Source organism: Halanaerobium saccharolyticum (genome assembly GCF_003259895.1).
Lineage (GTDB): Bacteria > Bacillota > Halanaerobiia > Halanaerobiales > Halanaerobiaceae > Halanaerobium > Halanaerobium saccharolyticum_A.
The window spans coordinates 158394-181394 of the sequence record NZ_QLME01000001.1; the positions used below are offsets into that span (position 1 = coordinate 158394).

At 27.8% G+C, this 23001-nt stretch carries 18 protein-coding genes; all 18 read right to left on the reverse strand.

The window, feature by feature from the left end; translation table 11 throughout:
- Window positions 1-109 precede the first annotated feature (109 nt).
- A complete protein-coding gene (locus C7958_RS00770; protein WP_111570756.1) occupies window positions 110-1111 on the reverse strand; it encodes an FRG domain-containing protein in 1002 nt (333 codons plus the stop codon).
- Between the two features lie 219 nt (window positions 1112-1330).
- A complete protein-coding gene (locus C7958_RS00775; protein ID WP_111570757.1) occupies window positions 1331-1762 on the reverse strand; it encodes a hypothetical protein in 432 nt (143 codons plus the stop codon).
- Window positions 1763-1773: 11 nt separating this feature from the next.
- Window positions 1774-1962, reverse strand: coding sequence for a hypothetical protein (locus C7958_RS00780; RefSeq protein WP_111570758.1), 189 nt, complete (start codon window positions 1960-1962; stop codon window positions 1774-1776).
- An 899-nt stretch (window positions 1963-2861) separates the two neighbouring features.
- On the reverse strand, window positions 2862-3275 hold the full coding sequence (locus tag C7958_RS00785; protein WP_111570759.1) for a hypothetical protein: 414 nt from the start codon (window positions 3273-3275) through the stop codon (window positions 2862-2864).
- A gap of 44 nt (window positions 3276-3319) precedes the next feature.
- On the reverse strand, window positions 3320-4072 hold the full coding sequence (locus C7958_RS00790; RefSeq protein ID WP_111570760.1) for a type II TA system antitoxin MqsA family protein: 753 nt from the start codon (window positions 4070-4072) through the stop codon (window positions 3320-3322).
- Between the two features lie 27 nt (window positions 4073-4099).
- Window positions 4100-4471 (reverse strand): hypothetical protein, encoded by a 372-nt coding sequence (locus C7958_RS00795; protein WP_111570761.1) that lies wholly within the window; start codon window positions 4469-4471, stop codon window positions 4100-4102.
- A 252-nt stretch (window positions 4472-4723) separates the two neighbouring features.
- On the reverse strand, window positions 4724-7201 hold the full coding sequence (locus C7958_RS00800) for a S8 family peptidase (RefSeq protein WP_111570762.1): 2478 nt from the start codon (window positions 7199-7201) through the stop codon (window positions 4724-4726).
- A 14-nt stretch (window positions 7202-7215) separates the two neighbouring features.
- Window positions 7216-8172: an AAA family ATPase gene (locus C7958_RS00805; RefSeq protein ID WP_111570763.1), complete on the reverse strand. Its 957-nt coding sequence runs from the start codon at window positions 8170-8172 to the stop codon at window positions 7216-7218.
- Between the two features lie 215 nt (window positions 8173-8387).
- Window positions 8388-8873 (reverse strand): hypothetical protein, encoded by a 486-nt coding sequence (locus C7958_RS00810; RefSeq protein ID WP_111570764.1) that lies wholly within the window; start codon window positions 8871-8873, stop codon window positions 8388-8390.
- Between the two features lie 3 nt (window positions 8874-8876).
- The gene (locus tag C7958_RS00815) at window positions 8877-9155 is read right to left on the reverse strand and encodes a hypothetical protein (RefSeq protein ID WP_111570765.1); all 279 of its coding nucleotides are present in this window, start codon (window positions 9153-9155) and stop codon (window positions 8877-8879) included.
- 458 nt (window positions 9156-9613) lie between these two features.
- On the reverse strand, window positions 9614-10441 hold the full coding sequence (locus C7958_RS00820; RefSeq protein WP_111570766.1) for a hypothetical protein: 828 nt from the start codon (window positions 10439-10441) through the stop codon (window positions 9614-9616).
- 141 nt (window positions 10442-10582) lie between these two features.
- On the reverse strand, window positions 10583-13402 hold the full coding sequence (locus C7958_RS00825; RefSeq protein ID WP_309250751.1) for a transposase: 2820 nt from the start codon (window positions 13400-13402) through the stop codon (window positions 10583-10585).
- Window positions 13403-13510: 108 nt separating this feature from the next.
- A complete protein-coding gene (locus C7958_RS00830) occupies window positions 13511-14539 on the reverse strand; it encodes an ATP-binding protein (protein ID WP_133960270.1) in 1029 nt (342 codons plus the stop codon).
- A gap of 54 nt (window positions 14540-14593) precedes the next feature.
- The gene (dcd, locus tag C7958_RS00835) at window positions 14594-15208 is read right to left on the reverse strand and encodes a dCTP deaminase (RefSeq protein ID WP_111570769.1); all 615 of its coding nucleotides are present in this window, start codon (window positions 15206-15208) and stop codon (window positions 14594-14596) included.
- Window positions 15208-16620 carry a hypothetical protein gene (locus C7958_RS00840; protein ID WP_111570770.1) on the reverse strand — a complete coding sequence of 471 codons (1413 nt, stop codon included), beginning with the start codon at window positions 16618-16620 and terminating at the stop codon, window positions 15208-15210. Before C7958_RS00840 ends, dcd begins: the two co-directional genes overlap by 1 nt.
- A gap of 1 nt (window position 16621) precedes the next feature.
- Complete coding sequence (locus C7958_RS00845) at window positions 16622-17056, reverse strand: hypothetical protein (RefSeq protein WP_111570771.1); 435 nt, start codon at window positions 17054-17056, stop codon at window positions 16622-16624.
- 202 nt (window positions 17057-17258) lie between these two features.
- Entirely contained in the window at window positions 17259-18062 is an 804-nt protein-coding gene (locus C7958_RS00850) for a mannose-1-phosphate guanylyltransferase (RefSeq protein WP_243834246.1), read from the reverse strand.
- An 82-nt stretch (window positions 18063-18144) separates the two neighbouring features.
- The gene (avs4, locus tag C7958_RS00855) at window positions 18145-22887 is read right to left on the reverse strand and encodes an AVAST type 4 anti-phage nuclease Avs4 (protein WP_111570772.1); all 4743 of its coding nucleotides are present in this window, start codon (window positions 22885-22887) and stop codon (window positions 18145-18147) included.
- Between the last annotated feature and the right edge of the window lie 114 nt (window positions 22888-23001).

Sequence of the window (23001 nt, forward strand, 5' to 3'; positions counted from 1 at the left end):
GGTAGCGAATAAAAAATTACATCTGTATTCATCTTTTATTATACTTTAAATAACAGGGTAATTCAATGAATTCGACAAAAATAGCGGTTATGAAATTAAAAACAAAAATTTAATCTTCTTGATAATGGTCACAGCATCCTCTAACGAAAATCTTTATATTATTATAGAGTTTATCCCCCATTTTTCTTTTAATCTCTCTTTTTTGCTGACGAGATAATTTAAATAATTTGCTATTAACAACCTGATATCCTACATTTATTAATAGGTTCAATATATTTTCTTCAATTTTCATATTTCTGCTGCAATAGATCTCTATAGCTTTTCTACTAATCTTATTTACCTTCTTTATATAATCAGCAATTTTAACTGCATGATCATTAAGCGGTAATAGTTCATTGTAACCATTTTTATGGAATAAAAGATTAAATTTTAAGCTGTTCTTATATTTTTGCTCAAATATCACCTTATCAGATTTATTAGAAAAGTCTTCAGATTGATTTAATTTATACCCAAAAGCAAACTGATTGGTTGGTCTTCTAAATGGCTGCAATCCAATCCATCTAAATTGTTTGTCTTCTAAATTATTTCTATCTGGTTTATAAACTCTAAGACAGCCAACTTTATTTTTGGTAGGTTTATACCTTTTTTCTTCTTTATTGTAGGTATTAGTAGCAAAAAAAGCTGCCACTCCAAGATCAGAACTCAAATCCAGAAGATCAGTTTTTAATTCATAATGTTGAGCCAGAGCTTCATAATTAATATATAAATTTTTACTTTTTGCATCTACTATTCTCGGATGATCAGAAATACTTAATTCAAAATCAATCATTTTTAATTTACTTACTAAAATATTTATTGATGATGGATTATTTCTGTATATACCTGGGACACACTTATATTTCAAATCATAATTATCATCTTCCCCTCGGTAAAATTTAAGCGAAACAGAATTTTTAGGGAGTATCAGTGTTTTATCATCATCACCACTGACAGCCTCAAAAATATAATTTCTTTTTATTTGATAAATTGAACTAGTCTGTAAGTCTAATAATTCGCTATTTCTTTCTAAATATTTAATTGCCTCGAATATATCCCCAAATTTTTTTGTCATTTCATCAACTCCGGTTCCTATGAATTCTCTACCTAAACATCCCTAATTAAAATGATTGAGAACAGTCAATCTTTATACAAACAAAAAATCTCCCACCAAAATTTTAGTAATTCCAGTGAGAGCAATAATATAACGTAAGCAGTATTTACTTATTCAAGACTGGAAGAAGTTAGCTCAACCAATATTAACTATGCTTACTCCAGAAAATAAATCAGTCGTTTAAATTGCAAATATTTTTTTATTTGAAATTCTATTAACAATATCTTTTAAACTATTAATATTAGGAAACCAGCGATTATCATTTTTTTCTGCTTCAATAATAAAATTAATCGCATCATCATCAGGATTAAACTCCATTAAACCAATTCCTGTTTCCTTTAATTTTTTTATGAATAATTCATTAAATCCCATTGGTGGCTCCGGCATACAGATATATGCTCTATCAGCTCCATTCTTGTGATCAAGTGCCTGATTAATTGCCTGTTTCCAGTTTTTAAGTTTAAATTCGATAGAAACAATCTCATTTTTTTGAGTTACCAAAATCATATCAATTGATCTGGACAAAAAGGGAACCTCTCTGATAATGTTTTTATAATTGTTACTAACTTTAAATTTATCATAACACATTTTAACCATTTCTGCTTCAGTCATTTTAACCATCCTTACAAAAAATTATCCTTGATTTTTGATTTTGTAGCATACTTAGGATATTTTTTATATACATATTCTAAAATTGCATCCAGACTTAAAACATTAATCTTCTTTTTAAATTGGCTTAAAAATTCCTGCTGTTCATCTTCTAATAAAGTTACTAATTCATTCTCTACATATTCCGTACCCTTGTCAGTCAAAGAAAAAGAAACAGCGCTCGGAGGCTCAACATTAAAAACATCAACATTTTCTTCAAAACTATTTGTTGTATACTATAGAAGTCAGGATCATCACTCTCATGCAGTACAACTTTTATTTCTGCATTTTTTTGTAAAGATTTTTTTAATAAATAACGCAGCTCAAAATCAGCTTCCTGAAAGGAATATCCAACAAAAATAATTTTTTTTGCCTCAGATAATTCTAAATGAGCATTATGCCAGATTGTTTTATAATGAATACTTTCAAAATCCTTTAGGAAAGTTGGAGTTACTAAAAAACTAAGCAGCCTATAATTTCTTTCTATGCTTTCACAATAATCACATTTTATCTCACTGTTTTCCTGATTTAATGTCGAAATTGATATATCACTACTATAATTGGTATATAAGCGTCCACAATTATTACAAATTAACCAATTAGTTGATCCATGAATTTTATAAGTTTAATATTCTTAAATCCACTAGATCGTAGCTGAATTGACGGAACCTCACCATTTAAATCATAATTATATAAACAATAATCCAGTTTGAGATCTTCATCTACCTCAGAATTTATATGAGCACTATCATTAAGATATTTATCCAGTAAAGTATCCTAGTTTAATGATATTAAAGAAAAGTCTTCATTCTGCACCCTTTTTTGGCTAAAATAATTAGCTATTCTTTTGTAAAGTTGATCATCAGTATATTTATCCATACCTACTGTGATAAGCCTTCATCTAACCTTAATAACAATATTTTCTTAATTCATAAACAGGATCAAACTCCTTAATTGCATCTTTTAAATCATTTCTATTTTTAATTAATTCTTTAAAAGAATTATCTTTGAACTAATATATAAATCTGCACAATGCTCAATAGAATTAAAATAAATGGACTTATTATTCATCTTTCTGAAAAAAAGGAGGAGTGATTATAGTTAAATCATCATCAATGTTTGTAATATTACCGATCAAAAGAGATACTTTTTCTAATACCGGAGCAAGAATTTCTCTATCTTCTTCAACTTCTTTTTCTAGATTATCCATATTTAAATCATCTGCAAAGTCCTCATTAAGCTCAAAGATTACATTTAGCTCTACTAAGATATTATAAAATATTTCAGGCGTAAAAAACACTTTTCTAATAAAGGTCAAATATACAAAATTCTCATCATAATCTTTTACAATAACTTCATCTGCTATTTTAAGATCTATATTTTTTTGACCTATTTCTTCGTCTTCCAGACCTAAATAATTGAAGTCAATGTTAATCAAATTTATCTTAGGATATCTAGCTACATTAATAAAACTCATGGTGTTCACCCCTCAGCTAAAAATTACACAGATTTAATTTCACTTTATTTATTTTTAATTTTATATTTAACTTTTTCTTCAGATATAGATTTCTGATTCCAAACTGCTGCTGGTGATGTTTTATATCTTAAAATTGACGTTTGAATATCTTTTTTCAATTTATTTATTTCTTTTTCAGCTTTATCAGCAGCATTTTCCTTAGTTATTAAAAAGAGAAGATATTCAGATATATTCATTTTATCTTTTTCAGCCTTCATCTTAATTTGTTTATATAATTCTTCCGGTAAAGTAACTTCTACTTTATTTTTATTAGCTATCATTTCTTCAAGTCTTTTACTCAGCTTTTTAATAGTTTTACTGCTGAGATTATCTGAATTGTTTTCCAGTAAAATTTTAACATTAGATGGCTCTTTAATTAATCTTAGTTGATTATTATGGGTTTGATCGGGTAAAGAACCATTTTCATATCTATGATAAGTTATTTCTCCCCAGCCTAATAGTCTGCTTATTTCTTTCTGAGTTAATTTATATTTTTTTCTAATATCTCTTATTTCTTTAACAGATAGAATGTTTTTCTTTTCTCTAAACTTATCAAATGCTCTTTTTTGGTTTTCCTTATCTAATTTTTCATGAAATAGTTTTTCTTTACAATTTTTACACACAGCTACTTTAGCATTTATTTCAATTTCTTCCTGGTTTAATATATTGCGACTCTCTTTTATTGATTCAATATTATATTCTACAAAGTCATCACATTTATCACAAAATAATTTATCAATATCTTTTGATTCTTGCATTTAAAACCCTCCTCGCTTTATAGTCAATTACTTGTAGGGAAAATCAATAGGATAATCTGCTTCATGAAAAGATAAGCAGATAACCTGTTCTCTACCTCTAGTTTCAATCCTTAATTTTATGTAAAACAATGTATTTCCAAGAGCAGTATTAATTTCCCTGGCAAAAAACCACCAGTCATAATTATTAAATTCTTTATCATCAGGTTCAGGACCCTTCCAATAATCTTTAACTTCCAAAGTTTCTATATAAAATTTTGCTATATCTATTTTTAAACCGTGTTTATATAATGAATTTAAATTCTTTTCTCTATCTACAAAATGAAAACCATTAATCTTTCCTATAACTTCTCGCATCCGGGATAAAAAATTATTAATTTCTAATTTATTTGCTGATGCCATAATCTAATTCCCTGCTTTCTGAGTTAATATTATCACTCCATAATTATTATACAACTTTTAACAAGATTTATCAATATAAATTATCATATGATACTATAAACCAGGCTTTATATTTGTTATATACTAAAATTAACGGGAATTGCAGAATAAAAACAGGCATTGCAACTAAGTGAGTTACTTTGTTAAATTGAAACAAAAAAACTCCCACCAGAATTTAATAACTCCAGTGAGAGTAGCAGTCTAAACTAATATTTAATTCGAAACTTTAATCTCAATTTCTTCAGCAATATCAATTAAGTTAATAATTTCTGTATATAACTCAACGTCTTCTTGTTCAGTAGTTAAAGAAACTACTAACGAATATCTCATTTTTTCTTCTGCTTTTCCCAAATAACTTCTGGTCTTCCACCACCCATTTGCCGGATAAACTGCTATTTCATTCATCTGAGAAAGATCAGCTGCTATTCCTTCCCACATATCAGAATGGATTGAGCCTTTATCTCTGGCATTCATACCTAATGTCCAGTTATCAGTAGTAGTATTATTATAATTATCATTTTTATCTTTTTCTTTTTTATTAATTCTTGATAAAAAAGTCTGTTCATCTTCATCAGGTCTTTTTAAATCAAATCTCAATAGAGCAGAAGGATACCTATATCTATCTTTCCAGCCTATCTCTCCTGGACCTGGTTCAATGAAATATGATAATGTTATTTGCATTTGTACTTCTATTTCGCCTAATGATAGCAAAATATCTTCTGGCCATGGTATTTTATATAAATTCATTTCTTTTGAACGATAATTACTTGTTGCTTTTTCAAAAGGTTGAATTTCATCTTCAATTACTAAGTTAACAGCATTCTCATAACTCCATCTTGCTCTTTCTAGATTTGGAACTCCATAACCACAAGTTCTTAATAACTTTAAATAATCAGATTTAAGTTCTCCATCTAGAAACTGTTCTTTCATTTTATCTGTCCATTCTGCTGAATGAATAATTAGAGCTCTTATTGTTTCCGGCCAGACTTCTGGATACTCAGCCATTAATTGTGAGGCAAACCAGGAAGCTTTAGCAGTTGCTGCACTTGTCATATTTATTGAAGCAAAATGATTTTCAGTATATTTATAATTTGTAGTTAGTTCCGAAAGATCTTCACAACTAGAAAAAAATGGTTCTTTAGCTGATATATTATCTACAGCCAAATTTCCACCTTCCATTAATATTTCAGGTTTAATTGCCCAATCATTATCCCAACTACGAGAAGTCTTACTGAATGGAGAAAGTCCACCAACCGGAGCTAATGCTTGATAATCACTATAATCAGGATCAATAATCTCATTTTTATTAGTAAATGCTCCTACTGTAATTGCATTCCAGGCCTGACCCGGTTCCTCAACAACTGAAGTAAGATTACTTTGAGGGTAATTTAAATAATTTCTTTTTTTAACTACGTTACCTGCAGAAACAAATAATAATCTTTTAGTGTTGTCATAATAACCAGAAGTAACTGCATCTACTGCTGCAGACCAGGATGAAGGTGCTCCAGTATTTAAAATATAATTATCTGCTGTTACTGCCATGCAGAAAACTCGATTTAATTCAGGGTTTTCTATTTCTGCTTTATAAATAGCTTCTTCTAATATATAGCCGTATAACCCTTCATCATTTTCTCCAGTTGAAGGAAGAATTTTGACTGATTCAATAAAATGATCAATATCTAATTTTTTACCCGTGTTTATTGCTTGTTGTAAGTCATTATAAATTGCTAATCCAGCCATCATTGTACCATGACCAGAATGATCATAGCTCCCCCACTCTAAATTATAACTCTGACAGTTATTATTACAAACTGGATCTATAAGTGGATGTCCTGAATTCAAACCGGTATCAAGTACACAAACACTAGTTTTGCAATTCTCATTCATATTTAATCGTGATAATAAATCATCTACCCACTCAATCTGTTCCCTGTTTTCTAAACCTGTAAAAAAATCAGTAGTTAATGATTTCCTTCTTATTTCAGCAATTACTGGTCCCTCTTCTATTAAATCTAAAATTTGTTTGTTATTTAGATAAACAGAAAATACTTTTCTTTCAGGAAAATTAATAACACCTTTACTAACATGAACATCTAAAGACTCAGCTAGCTTTATAAATTCATCTTCGATATCCTCACCATTATCATAAATCCAAATTTCACACCACAATTTATCTTCATCAGGAATCCACTCTATCTCACCCTGCCAGAACGATTCTAAAATTGCCAACTTAATATCCTCAATACAATCAATTAAATCTTGATTGCTTCTTCTACCTTTACTAGTTACCTGATCAGGATCTAAATATTTTTTTATTTTACCTAGAAAATGTCCCTCTTTACCGTCGGGAATAAAAACTAAAACTTTCATCTTATTAGCTTCTTTTAAATACTTAATATTAAGTATTCTAATTTTCTTTCTTCTATCTTCTAAACTTTTGACTTTATATTTAAGCGAATCATCAATTATGAATTCTAAATATGTTCCCTGTTGAGACCTGAAATATTTATTTTCCTTTTTAGTTTTCTTCTTTTCAGCCTCTTTCCAGATGTTTTTTAATTTGTCAACTAGTTTATTACCATGCTTTGAAACTTGCTTTGTAGGAAATTCATTATTTACTGGTGTGCTTTTTGGTGTAAAATCAATTATATCTGGAGACAAATTAATAAATATATTTCTTTTATTCTCCATTTTTATTTAGCACCTCAATTTTCGTATGAAATTTTTTTCTCTTCTATCATTCGTTCTAATAATCCTTTATTAACCATATCCTCATCATTTAATATAGTTTCTTTAATAGCATCATCACAAGCTTTTGTTATCTCTGAATGACTTAAACCCTTAGCTGTTTTTACTATATCATCTATTAAAAAATCATTTTTAGAAAAGGAAGCTATTCTATTTTTAATTAAACGATAGATTTCCTTTTCAGTTGGCAATTTATAAGAAATTATATCATCAAATCTTCTAAAAAGTGCTTCGTCTAATAATTTAGGATGATTAGTTGCAGCTAAAACAATACTTTTAGAGTTGTCATTTTCTAAAAATTGCAAAAAAGAGTTAATAACACGCCTCATTTCTCCCACATCATTATCTAAAGATCTTTTGTAACCTATTGCATCAAATTCATCAAATAAAAATACTGCTTCAATATCTTTAATCATCTCAAAAATAACCCTAAGTTTTGCACTAGTTTCTCCCATATATTTTGTAACTAACTTATCCAATTGAACAGTAAATAATGATAAATTTAATTCCTTTGCAATAACACTTGAAGTATATGTTTTCCCGGTTCCAGGAGGACCTTTTAATAATATTTTTCTTCTATTTTCCAAACCATGTCTTAATAACTTATCTCTTTTTTTATATTCTTTTACAATTCTCTTAATTTTATTATTAATATCATCATTAACTATTAACTCTGATAAATAATGTTTTTCATTAACTTCTTCAACAAGGCCTTTATATTCTCTCTTTAATCTTACTACCTTTTGAGGTCGATTTTTATATTCATCAACTAAAGAACGAATATCTCTAGCAATTATCTGATGCCCATTTTTAGCTTCATGAGCAGCTATTCGTAAAGCAACCGTAGAAAACTGTTCTTTGTCCCCATTAAAATGTGTTTTTATTATGCTTTTGAGTTGTTCTCCTGTTGCCATAATTTATCACCAACTTCCTTTATTCCGCAATACAAATGTATCTATATAATTATTATATTCTATAACATTAATCATATCAATAAAATAATTCAATTTAACTAAAATTTCCTATTTACTCAAAAACTCAATTCAACACAGGGAGCATTTAGTTGCAATAAAAAAACTCCCACCAGAATTTTAATATTCCAGTGAGAGTAACGGTCTAAATTATTATTTTATTTATTCTTTTTATATGTGCCGGCTCCCCAACCACCCAGAAAACCTAAACCAATTTTTAAAACATCTAAAAATATATCCTGACTATCTTTTGCTAAGAATATTGTTAAAAACACAAATAATGCTATTCCTAAAACAACATATATTAGTCTATGATTTTCCTGTTTATTTTTTAATTCAAATTCACGATCTTCAGCTTTATCAGATATATCAAGCAATTTATCAATATGCTTTTCATTAATACTATTCGCCAACTGGGGAGGAAAAGGTGATGAAGTCATACTGCTACTGGATATCATAAGTTTTCTTAGAACTTTTTTTTCATCACCAGGCAATTCTTCTAAAATTTCTTCCATTTTTTCAGGATCTACCTCTTCTGAATCCAGCAGTTCATCAGATAATTCATCTTCTTTTTTGGTATCTTCAGTGGAACCTTCTTTTTTTAATTCATTATCTTTATTTTCATTTTCTTTAGAATTACTCAAAATTTAATCCCTCCTAAAGACATTATATAATGATTTAATAAAATACTTATCCAGCTTTTCTTCAAATTCATTATAAATATATTTTGAAACCACTGCTTTTGATAATATTTTATACTCTTTCTCATCTATTTTATCATTTTTTAATAATTTAGTTAGTGTTTTAGCTGCAAGATTAATATCGGTAGTAGACATTTTAATCTCATTATGATTACTCTTCTGTAATTCAAAAATATACTTAAGATCAGTACTTTTTGAATTGTTTTTATTAACTATCATATCCATAATTATCTCCTCCTTGAAACTAAAAACTGCTTAAATCAAATAATCAGTATAAAATACCAATCACAATTTTCTTATCTTTTCAATTAACACATTTCAAGTCTATAGTAAAGAAACTATAAAAGTCAAACAATTAATCAAAATAATTTTAAAACCTTTTCTAATCTCATTATACTGTAAAAAATTGTAATTTGCAAGAGTTAAATAATTTATTTGAATAAAAAAATATTAAATAATTTTATCACATTAAATTTTTTATCATTAGCAACAATTTCATTGTTCTTATCTTTATATATAAATACTGCTGACATATATTATCACCCAGTTAACTTTCTAATTATCAAACAAGTCCTGTTCCCTTTTAAAATTTTCAATAGCTAACTCTGCAGGTTTAATCCTATTATAAAGATATTCCACACCCTGACCATTTCTTTGATGATTTTTAAACTCCCCATTATAAATTAAAGTTCCTTCAAAATCAAAGATTTTAGCTTCCCCCGCAACAATTCCGTGATCATCAAACTCAGCCTCACAGAGCTGCTGACCATCTCCATCATAAACCCTAAACAGTCAGCATCTATTTCCAGAATTATATCCCCATTCCTATTTAGAATTTTATCTTTACTATAAATTTTAGCTTTATCAGCAGGCGCCAAAATATTATAGAGTTCAATAGTATCTTTATTTAAAAGATCACAAACATATTTTGACTGCTTTAAATGATACTGAAAGGTAGAATAAACAGATATAGTAATCAATTCCATCAGCTCATCAACAGCTGGTCGGACAACTGAATAGTTATCATCCCTTTCCAGCTCATAAATTTTTCTAAGCTTATCAATTATTTTATTTAGCAGCATAAATTGCTCTTTACTCATCAGAGATTTTATTGAATTAATTCTGCTAAAAATATTATCACTTATATCCACAAACTCAAAACTATCCCAGAATGTTTCCTGCTGACTATTAAAAACCTGAGTAATTGCTCTTTCAAAAAAGAAAAATACCATCTCTTTATTTTGCTTCTGCTGCTGTTCTTTTTCTCTTCTCTCCTGCTCCTTTTCAAATCGAAAAAGTGAAATTGCAATGATTGCTGAAACCATAATGCTTATAATTGAAAGATATAAGCTGAGGTAACTATTAAGTTGTATTTCTGCAAAAAATTTTCTTTCAAGATTAAAAGAAAGAAATGAAAATATATCCGGTAAGTAATTCATCACAGAAAAAAGAAGCGGAATTACCAGAACAGGAAAAACAATTATAAAAATTCCTATTACAATAATTTTCAAAAACAAAAAATCACCCTTTAATTCCCAATTCTAATACAATCCCATAATTTTACTTGGGTTTTTATAGTAATGTATAATAAGATTTATAAATAAAATTTGATAATTTTTAAAACAAAAACACCTTGAAATTCATTTAATTTTTTAAGTCTGGTTAATATATTCTTTTATATCATCCCATTTACTGGTAGAGGCATAATCATCTCCATCTTTAACTAAAATACCAGCTGAAACTAATTTTTTATTTGATTCCTCTTCAACTGGTTCAATACCATTTTCTTTTAATTTATTTAAATCTGGCAAACAATCATTGTTTAAATCTTTCATTTTATAAATAGCAATTATTTTATCCCGTAATTCCTCAAGTGTTTGATGATCGATCCTATGAGCAGTTTCAGTCCAAAAATGTGCTTCTTGATTTAACATACTATAATTATAGTTTTCTTTTATATCAGATAATAATTCTTTTACAGGATAAATTATTTTTTTAGATTTAATCACAGACTTCAATAGCTGAGATAACCCATATTTTCTCATTTCATCTTTAAATGGTACATTTATCTTTTGCTCTTCAGCCATATGATAAACAGCATTTTCTAATGCAATCCGCATATATAACAAAGCATTTCTGCAATCATTTTTAGCTGTTGAGCGTTTTATGATATCTGCAAAATTATTATTAGCTTCTTTTAATAATAATTCATCACTAAAATAATAACTAACAGCAGTATTAGCTTCAGCCAAATTAATTAATTTTTCTTGAAACAATTTATCATAGGTAGTTATAATAATCTGTCTGTCTTTTTTTGACTCTGATATAATTAAATCAATCATATTTTTCCGGTGATCAATATCTACTGCATTAATTATATCATCTAAAACTAACAATGAAAGACCTGATTTTTCATGAAGAGCTAACAAAATAGCGAGCCCAAAACATTTCAATTGTCCTTCGCTTAATATTTTTCTGGGATCATTATTTTCTCCCTTATATCCCTTAAAATTAATATCAAGTACAATATCTTTTTTATTTTTAAAATGTATTTCCTCAATTTTATTATCAATAACTATATCATTATAATATTCTTTTATTAATCCTGATAATTGGGATAAAAGATTTTTTATAAAATCATTCCTGTGATTATTCATAATATCTTCAAATTCTTTAATTTGCTGAAGAATTTCATCTATTTTTTTATTGCTTTCTATTTCTTTTTCAAAAGCCTTTTCAGCTTTTTCTATATCCTCATTATATTTAGATATCTCTTCTTTTTTCTTTTTGTAATTTCTTAATTTTTCCTCAATTTTATCAATAGTTTCTAATTCTTGATCATAATTATCACTTTCATTATATAATAATTTTTCTTTTTGCTTGTGTATATATTTTTCATTTAAATTTTCCTTAACATAATCTAAATTTAATTCTTTAAATAATTCTTTTAATTTCACTTTTTCATCTCTTTTTGCTGTATCCGCTTTTTTAATCTTTTCCCTTACCTCGGTTAATTTTTTGGCTGCTTTTAGATAATCGCTTACCTCACTTTTAATTTCATCAATAGCTTTATTACTATCACCGCATAACGGACAATCGTCCAGCTTTTTTTCTTCAAAAATCTCCTCAGCTTTTCGGTATAAATCTAAAATATTCTCATCAATATTTTCTTTTAGAGCAATTTCTAATAATTCTTTCTTTAATTCCTTAATTTCTTTTTTAAATTTACTCCATTTTCTTATTAATTCTAGTCCTTTATTTAAATTTAAAAGAATACTTTTTTCATTTGTTAATTTTGATATTCTTTCGTTTTTAATTAAATGAGTTTTGACTTTTTTGGCTCCCATTACAGTTAAGTTCTCTAAATTTAGATGCTCTTTTAGTCTGGAAAAAGTTCTCTCAACACTGGTTCTCTTGTTGTAGATCCTTCTCCAGGTTCTAGAGTCTCTATGTGGTGTTGATATATATCTGGGGTTCTCTTTTGGTCTAGTTTTAGTTACCTGACCGTAGTTGCTGTCAGAACACCATTTAGTTCCATGAATACAATCAACTTTACCACATACATGTGGGCATCTAAATTTGTTGACTCCTTTGTAATGACCCCAGTAATACATTTTGTGGCCTCCACTGCAGACTGGTGTTCCTTTAAAATCATAGAATCCAGCTGGTGGCTGTTTAGCATTACGCTTGTTAATTGGAATAATAGCCTGAGACTCCTGCTCAAAGAGAATATGTTCATAGATATCAGTGTAATCATAGCCTGAATCCATAGTCCAGTATTTGGGTTTAGTTAAATCTCTTTCAGCTAAAAAGTCATTAACCTTTTCAACTAGGGGTATTGCCTGAGTTTTATCTGCATGATTGGCTGGAGTTAAAGTTAAAGCAATCGGTAATTCTGAGTTAGTTTCAACTGCAGCATGTATCTTCCAGCCAAACCAGGTTATCTGATTTTTATGAGAGTCAAATTTAGTACCCCAATCAGGGGTAGAATTATTTTCTTTATCTATCTTTGACCTTGGTTTAGCTCGTTCATAAGCTTCCAGTTTTGAAGCATCAACAGCCATTGTCTCAGTGTCCAATAAGTTAAAAACAATACATTGATCCAAAAGATTATTCATCAGTATTTCCAGTTCATCAGTCTCAGATAATTTGCTGTAATATCGGCTGAAAGTTGCTTCACTGGGCACCCTGCCAGTGGTAGAAAAACCACAGACATATCTGAGATATGGACTTCTATCAATTTTGCTTACTAAGTCTGCTCTGGTAGGAATCTTTTCAATCTGCTGGACCAGAAAAGCTCTTAAAATAGCTTCTGGATTATATCCAGTTGGTCCTTTATTAGACTTAGGCTTTATCTTTTCAACAACAGGTTTAAGATCAATAGGATCTAAAATACAAATTAATTTGTCAGTTTCCGATAAATTAAGTAATTCTTCAAAGGGAAAGAGACACTCTTGTCGAATATTATTAATAGGGCTTCACCTTCTTTCGAGTTTTTTGGGTGTTACTATTAAATTCGACAAGAATGGGGTGAAGCCCTTTTTATATCATTAAAATCTTTGTTATATCAAGGCTTATTTTTATGAAATTCGCTTAATTTTTTTAAAATGATCAATATCAAGTTTATTAATAAAAGAATTATTATCATCTAATGATTCTTCAGGAAAAATTTCATTGATAATTTCACTTTCAATTTCAGTAAATTTTATTTCTGGCTCAATTACTTCTTTATTTTCTAACTCTTGCAGCTTTTCTTTTGCTATATTTTCTTTTGCATATAATTCTTTTCCTTTTTCTGTAGAATAATTGCGCCAATATTTTTTAATAAATCTATTTATTTTAGAAAATCCAAGCAGCTCTCCATATAGTTCAATTTGTTCCTTGCCTTTTGATAGGACAAAAGAATCAATTCTATTTTTTTCTATAAACACTTTATTCATTTCTTTATTTATTTCATTTATGATAATTTCGTTTTCTGCCTCAAAATCATTTTTAGTTAATTCAATTGTACCCTCAGTATCTCTACTAAGATTTATTTTATTATTAGTAGCGTAATCAATTAATTTAACATCGACTTTTCCCTTTTCAGAATTAATGTTTTTTATGTAATTAAAGATGTTTCTTTTATTATATTGCCTTCTATCTGCTTCTCTTACATGCCCAGTTAAGGAAAATTCTAAAGCTTCGGTAAAACTACTTTTTCCTTGACCATTAAAACCAAATAATGAAATGATTTTAGTTTGTTTTTCGATGTTTAAATATGGTTTATTCCCATATTCGCAGCCTTTATTACTGTCTTTACAAAAAGGTATATCTGCTATACCCCTAATGCCAGAAATATAAATACATTTAATTTTTATTTTTTTAATGAAGTCAACATTTTCTGCAGCTTCTCTTTTACTTAACATCCCAATGTCTTGAAGATGCTTTTCGTCATCCAAATATTCTTCTATTTCAGTCTGCATTATCTCACTAACTTTGTTATTTTCTTCAACTATTAACAAATCTGAAAATCGTTTAATAAATATTTTCTTTATAAGATTATTTTCAAGTTCAGGTTTTTGCAATAGCTCTCTTAAGAATAATGATAAAATAATTATTACCCCCAATCGGAGTATCTTTTTAATTGCTTTTAAGAAGTCAGTATTATTTAATTTGAAATATTAAGAATTAATCGGAAATTTATTTTTTAACATTTGAAGATCTTCATCCTCAGAAATACTGGATAATTTAGGATCAGAATTAGCAACATATTTAGAAATAGAATCACTAAAATAAGCTTCTCTTTCTTCACCATCTACAGAAAATAGAATCAATTGCACAATTCTCAAGCCTGGATATAAAGCTATTGGATTTGAAGAATTATTTACCAACTCTAAATTAATTACTCCCGCATAACCGGATTGTAAAACAGAAGAAATATTTAAGCCTAGCCTGTTCCAGGAAGAACGGGTAAAGATAATTCCAAATAAATTATCAGGTAGTTTGACATATTCAAAAGTAGAAGCAAGTACCAACTGTTGAGGATATAATATGAATTTTTCTCCAAAATTACGATAAGTATCCTGAAAAAAAGTCTCAATTGGACGTCTATCACTTAAAGGATCAAAAAATGGCTTTCGTGTCCGCATATCAACTTCAAATTTAGTTCCTAGCCTTAAATCAATTGTGCTTTCACCAATTTGTTTTTCATTGTCAAGAATAGGAGTAATAGTTAAGCTATTTTCAGCTTTTGAAGTCAACAAATTATTAATCTTTTCCTTTGAGATAATTGACATTAACCCTGCCACCTCCGCTGGATTCTACTGGTTCTAAGTGAATACTTCATCAAATCATTTATTAGAAGGTTTAAATCATAATCTCCATTTTTCCCATCTATTTTCCCAACTCTTTTTTTCAACGAATTTTTATAGAGAAATTTAGCGTACCAACCAGAATTTATAATTGCAATTGGATCAGCAGCAATATTATTTAATTCATTTGGTGGAATAACTTCTTTGATTCTTTGTTCAGCAAGTTTTTCAGCCTGGCTTAGTTTGTTTTTATTGATAATATTTTTCTCTCCCAATAACTGTTTTGATTCAGCTAACATATCAGGAGTTAAATCATTTATTATATCTTCTAATTTTTGAAACATAAATTTGCTTTCCTGAACCGTATAATTAATATTATTAATTATAATATTCCCTGATCTGTTTTGCTGCTGATTATTACTATTAGCATAAGCATCTTGATAGGATTCAATTTTTTCTTTTAATAATTCGGGAAGCTCATTGTATATTTTAAGTTCTTTTAGCGCTTTTAACATCAGATTAAACCTAAAGCTTAAACGAGGATGTGATACAGAACATGTATTGCTTAAATTATCATTATAAAAATTATTTATATTAGTGCTATTTATCACAAAATCAAACATAGAAAAAACAAATCCCGGTCCGACTGTATAAACAGCTAATATATCAGATAATAATTCTCTTATCCAGTTTATTAAATAACATCTTCTGAATATATTAACTAATTCTACCTGCCCAAGCTGATTACCTTTATTAGCATAAATACATTTTCTTAAGCTTAAAAAGTCATCACTATTAAAATCTATTTTTTGAAATATCTTATCAGCAAAATTATTCTCTTCAACCAAATAATGACCTATTTCGTGAAAAAATATTCCAGATAGTAGTAAATTGTTTTTATGATTTTTAGGAAAAGTTAACTTGATAAATTTTTTATTTACTGTAAAACCAGTCATATTTAGCTCTTTTTCTAAAAACATTTTTAATTTAAACCAGATTTCACTAAAAGAAAAGTTCATTTCCTCTCTAGGAATTGTTAAGATTTCAAAATCATTTTTTTCGATATCTTTAATCAAATCTCTAAAAACATTCATTATTTCTAAAGGATGTGATTTAAAATCTGTATTGGCTACTGCTTTTGCTATTCTTTGTAAATGACCTTGATCCCAGATGTTATTAGCCAGGATAGTTTTGTCACTAAAAAAATCATCATTATTTTTAAGATCATTATGGGCTATTTTCTTAAATTCAGTAATTATCATCTTAAGATCATTTTCAATAAATTTTTTTACTATATCTGATGGATAAGCCTTATTGCTCAAAATATTTAACTTTTCTTCATATTTACAAAAAGAATCTAATAAATTATTTAGATATTCCTCTTTTGAAATAATCATATTAATAACCCCAACTGTTCATTTGATTGCTTTCCAATTTAAGCTTTAACTGATTATTTATTTCTTCTAATAATTTGATTAGTTCATCCATTTCTCCAGGTTCAAGTGATTTTTCTCTTTTAAATGAGATTAAATAATTATGGTACTTTTCAGCTTCTTCTAAAACATCATCAATAGTTTCAACTTTTATGTCCATATTATTTAGTGCAGAAGTAAATATAGAAAATGCATCAGCACCTGAAAACTCATTATTTAATTCACTAAACTGCTTATTACAGAAGTCAAGAATAACTTCAAAAAACTTAATAGTAAGTTCATAATTTTTATCTTTACTATCTTTTTCTTTAGTTAAACTTTTAATAATTTTATTAAAAGTCAGTGATAAAGATAAATCAAATAAAGAATTCTCCTGTTTTTGACTGTAATCCATTAACATAATTAATTCACCCCTTCGTTTTACTTATACTTAATAATTCTATAAGGACTTAATAATTCCTTTATATTTGCTGAAATTAAACAAAAAACTCCCACCTAAAAAAATCTGATGAGAGTAGTAGTGTAATGATTACTGCATTTAATATTTTATTCGATAAATTTCTGCATATATCGGGTGGTACACGGCACGGTCACGTTTTACTTTATAAACAATCCTCAAGACCTTCTGCTTCCAGAATGTTTCTGATCTCTTTAACTTCCTGGGCCCGCTTTTTATCACAGATTAGAATAGCATCTTCAGTATCAACTATCACTACATCATCAAGTCCAATAGTAGTTACTACTTTATTTGGACTGTGAATAATAGAATTAGTAGTATCTATACCGTAATGTTTACCAATTACTACATTACCATCAGCATCTACCTTTTTAACTCTCTCTAAAGCCGGCCAGCTGCCGAGATCATCCCAGCCAAAAGAACCAGGAATAACAAAAATATCATCTGCTTTTTCCATAATTCCATAGTCAATGGAAACACTCTGCATTTTTTCGAATTCATCTCTGATTACTTTTTGAGCTAAATCTGTACCTAAAGCATTTTTTATTCTCTCTAAAGACTCATACATCTCAGGTAAATGTGTCTCTATATTAGCTAGAATACTGCTTAACTGCCAGATAAACATCCCACTGTTCCAGAGATATGTTCCTTCCTTTAAAAACTCTTTAGCAGTGCTTAAATCAGGTTTTTCGGTAAAGTTTTTAACTTTAAATACCTGATCACCATCTATGGTATGTAATTGATCACCAAAGTGAATATAGCCATAACCAGTTTCTGGATGAGTTGGTTCAATACCAATAGTAACTAAGTTTTTACCGGTTGCTGCAGTCATAATTGATTTTCTTAAAATATCTACAAATCTTTTTTTATCTTTAATTAAATGATCAGCCGGTAAAACAATCATTGTTGAACCAGGATATTTATTGTTATCTATCAAATACTTAAACATCGCGGTGGCGAAAACAAGCCCAAAATATATTAAATAGAGAACTCAATTAACAATAACAATGGATATTTCTTTCTCTATGTGTTTATAAGATATTTTCTCTAAGCATATATCCCACAGAAGATCCTTTATCAATTAGAAAATTTAATATTATCATAAGCCCATCTCTCACTTCTCTTTTTCGCTTTATTTTTTCTTGATTTTTAAAAACATAATTTCTTGTAAAATTCTCCAAATGGTAAATAGTATTTGTCTCTAGTTTTTTATTAATATAGCCTTTATTACTACCGATAATATTTGAAATCCACTTTAAACCATCATCTATATAATAACTACCGATATCATTTAATAACTTAGAAATTGCATATAAAGTAGAAGGACAATGGCCAATCTTGTCTGAAATTTCTGTAAAAAACCTTTTATTATTATCTTTGAAGGAATGCCATACTTTAACATCTTCCTTCCAGGGAACTTGGGCAAAAAGATAGCTCTTAATTAGCTTGTTAATATTCCAACTATTTTTAACCTCTTTACAAACACTAATAACTTTTGGTTTGAATATATTCCATACTAACCAAAAATTATCGTATGTATTTAATTTGTCCTCAGCTTTAACGAACTCTTTAAATAAATCAGCAATCGATTCATAAGTACCGAACTTATCAATAAATGGCTTCAGTAAATTTGGAATATCCTCTTTCTGTGAAGTTAATACAAAATGAGAATATTTTTTAAGAAACTCATGTTTTACCATATAATTAACTTTTTTATCAAAACTATCTATTAATATTTCATCTGCAAAAGCAGAAACTATTATTTGTACAATTTCCTTATGTACCTCATTATCAGTTTTCTGAGGAATCATTTGAAAAGCAGTTTTTAATATACTTAAATTATTTTTTGAAATATCTTCTTTAGTATTAAACATTAATGAATTATCTATAATACTTTTAATAGTCTCTTCATTTTCTTTAAAAAACCTTTCCATTAGTTGTTCTTTATCTAATTCATGTATACCCTTTCTGAAATTTTCTTCTCGAATTTTTTTCTGTAACTTGTCATATTTGGGTCTCAAAAATAAATAGCCCAATAATAAGTATTGTGCGTCATTGAAATTATTTTCCCATAACTTATGGATAGCATTAATAGAAAAGATACTAAAACTAGCATTTGAAACTAATCCACCAACTGAATCATCCTTGAACAGAGTAAATAATAGAATTGTTTTTATTATTTCCTTTTCTTTAGGAAATACTTCTAACAGTATTGGTAGTGAAGAAATGGCTGGCTGCACTCCATCAGATATTTGATATCTATAATTTGGGTTAAGAGAATTACCTGCATATTCGATAAGTATATCTTTACAAAATTCTTTGTCTTTTTCTGAAAGCTTATTCATATTATTCTCTATCAAAAGAGAACATACATATGCAGGAATTGATCGATTTATACGTAAATAGCTTTGCTGGTTATCATAATCTACATTATCCAAATCATCTGATCCAATTTGTTCAGCTTCTTCAATTATATCCTTGACTTCTTGAAGAGCCAATAAAGGATCATTTTCATATTTATCGTATTTCTTATAATCTTCATCATCATTAAATTTGAGTTCAGCCCAATGTTTTAAAGATAAGTGTTTTGTGAGTTGAGAACTTTTTTCCAAAGCTTTTTCACTATACTTCTGTAAATCAGGCTCAATTTTTGGATTAAATTGAATTTCAATACCGTTTTCAACAAATTCCGTAGTTATATTTATTTTTCTTCTATCCATTCTGGAAAGAAATAGTCTCCAGGTTTTATCGGTTTCATTCTCTTTTAACTCATCTGTTAATTCTTGATAGTAGTCATCTAAAATATTCCATAATACTTCTTGCCTGTCTTCTGCTACCTCTTCACTTGTTTCTTCACTTCTAAAACATTGGTAATTTAAAAATAAGCGCTCTAATGATAATTTTCGATGTTTATCTTCACAGGTTTTAATCCTTTCATTTTCGTAAAACTCATTACCTCTACTCCCCATATTTCGGCCCAAAGAGTATAAAGATTTAGTACTTTTTTCCGAAACTAACCTAGTAGTGTCCTGAAGAATAAACTCCTTTGTTTTAAATAGTATCTTCGCTATATTAAATGTTTTTTCAGGATAGGCTAGAACAATGCTTGCTACAATTGAAGTAATTGATGCAGATTCAGAATTTTTAATAAGATATAAAAGCATATTTTCTAAACTTTCTGAGTTAATCTTCTCTCCTACTTCTAAAAGATATTTTTCTAAAGCCATATGGATAGACTGAAGCAAATAAGGACTTCTAGGTGAACTGGTACCTCTATACATATTCCAAAGACAATGGCTAACATATTGTTTTATACTATTTTCCTCATTTATATAAACTTTAACTTCTTTTACAGAATTATCAAATCCTGATTGGGCATACTTACTTATCGATTTGTTTGTAAAACGTAATATAAAGTCTACTGTACTATTATAAGAAAATTGTAACAACCAATAAATTGGTGTTTGAAAGGCACTTGAAGGAAAATAATCAAGATGATATTCTTCCAAACCAAAATAGGATTTTATATCTAAAGAGGAATGACCAAAAGGATATTCTGATTTTGGTGTAATAGTCCAAAAAAGATCAGCCAATTTTATTACGCAATTTGGTAGGTATTTACAAACTAAAATTCCTTCAAGTTTTGTTAAAATAAATTTTGAAAAATCATAATAAGGGTCTCTATGACGCTTCCATTTATTTTGAATAATTTTCTTGAAAATGTTTTTTAACTCAGTTTTTATTTCAGCCGCACCATAAATAATAGTTTTTAAAAGCTGTTCTTTGATATTACCGTCAGATAAATAAATGTCTTCACTAATAACCCATTCATAATATTGTAATGCAACTAAAGAAGAATATCTTGTTGTTTTACCTTCTTTAATATTACTATTCCAGTCATAAATAATAGGCAAAATAAAATCTATATTATCTATACCTATTCGTTCTATATTTTCGTATGCAAATTCTATTAAACACTCCCATCCTTGTCCTTTTGGTTTTGTTAGGACATAATCTAATTTAAATATATCTAAATTTTTCAAACCCAGCTCTTTAAAAAAATCTTCATTAATTTCCTTACAAGATATTCTCAATAAAAAAGTAAGTCTTTTTAATAATTCCTGTTTATTTGCTAATAATTCCTTTTCAAAAATATCAAAAAAAACTTTTGAATAATTTGAAAGTAAAACAGATACAAATATTTCGTCTTTCCAAAAAGATTCAATTTTGTCACTGTCAAAAACTTCTTCAATAAATATCTTAATGTCATTGTCTTCTAATAATAGTTTTTCTGATATCCAATTTCTAAAACATCTCCGTATTGGTAGAGAGTGACCTATTTTTTTAAAAAAGTCTTCGTTCGTAGCTTTTTTAATGTATTCACTTTCTATGATTTTCTCCAAAGCCCATTCCTCATAAATATCATGTGTAATAAAATACCCTGCTAACTCATACCCTAAAATCCCCTCTTTTGTTAATTCGTTTAGAATATTTGAATCACAATCACAACTAGAATTAATAAAAAAATGACCACTATTTGCACGTTCAAATGCAATCGTTAAAAAACAACGTTCTCTTTCAGGTTTAAACTTTCTTATAATTTTATTCCACAATTTATTCTTAAACTCAATATAATCCAATTCTTCAGCTGGATTATAGTATTTTAAATATTCATTAAGATAAAATGGATTTCTTATTAATTCCAAAAGTTTATTATCTTTTGGTAATGAAAATTCATATTTATCGGAAATTGAATTTAGTTCTTTCAATTCTATATTTTTTACATTTATATTTAACGGAGCAATATTATAGACTTCAAAAAATTGATAATTTAATTGCTCTAAATAATTATTTCTTGTTGTAAAAATAATTTTCCATTTATCTTTAATAAGTTCAGCAAGAAATTCTTTGAAAGGATCTTTATTCCTAAGATCTAACAGCTTTTCTGCAGAATCTATTATAATAATTTTAGTTTTCTTTTCTTTATACGCTTTAACAAAATTATAAAAACTATAGTCGTTAAATAAATTATTAATATTTCTTAACTCAAACTCTGTTGCTTTAAATATAAAAAAGGGTGTATTGTCTTTTAAATCTTCATATAATTTTTTAATTAGTACTGTTTTTCCAACCCCACCAACACCACTTACAATGGTTATCTGTTGTGATTGATCCCTTAATTTTTCAAGCTTTTTATCCCGGTTAATTTCAAAACTTGTATTATTAAAATTTATACTAGTTTTTATACCAGATAATATGTTTTCATTATGATTCTGTTGTTCTTCTAATAAATCAAATATACTTGTATCAAAAGTAAAAAAATGTTTAGTAATAATTGCATTTTTATTGGATACAAAATCAGACTCAAAAAAACTAGCAGTCCTCCATTCTAAAATAATATTTAATCTTTCTGCCTTTTCTTCTATATCCATTAATCCTTCTGGTTTTTTCCCTTTATATTGTCCCCACTCTTGGTTCGTATAAAAAATCAATTTCGTTATATTTGAATAATATTTTTTTGATTTTTCAATTGTAGTTAATAAATCTTTTTTATGATTAGAAAGTGTAGAGTTATAAAACTTTGCTTGCCATCCTATTATATTACCATCTATTTCAATAGGATTAGTTTCAATTGCAGCCTGGTTTTTAAATCGGAAAATACCATATTGTTTTTTATACTCCCTACAAAAAAGCAAATAACAAAACCATTCAAAATAACTTTGAGGATTTTCATTGAATTTTGCTTCAAAAATTTTCCAGTTAGGTTTAATCATATCTTTGGCACCCCTTTTTTAAAGATGAACTATAATCAAAAATTATTAGCTTCTTATTTATTCCATTTTCAAATGATTATAATACCTTTGTTTGCTAAAAGCAAATGGAATATA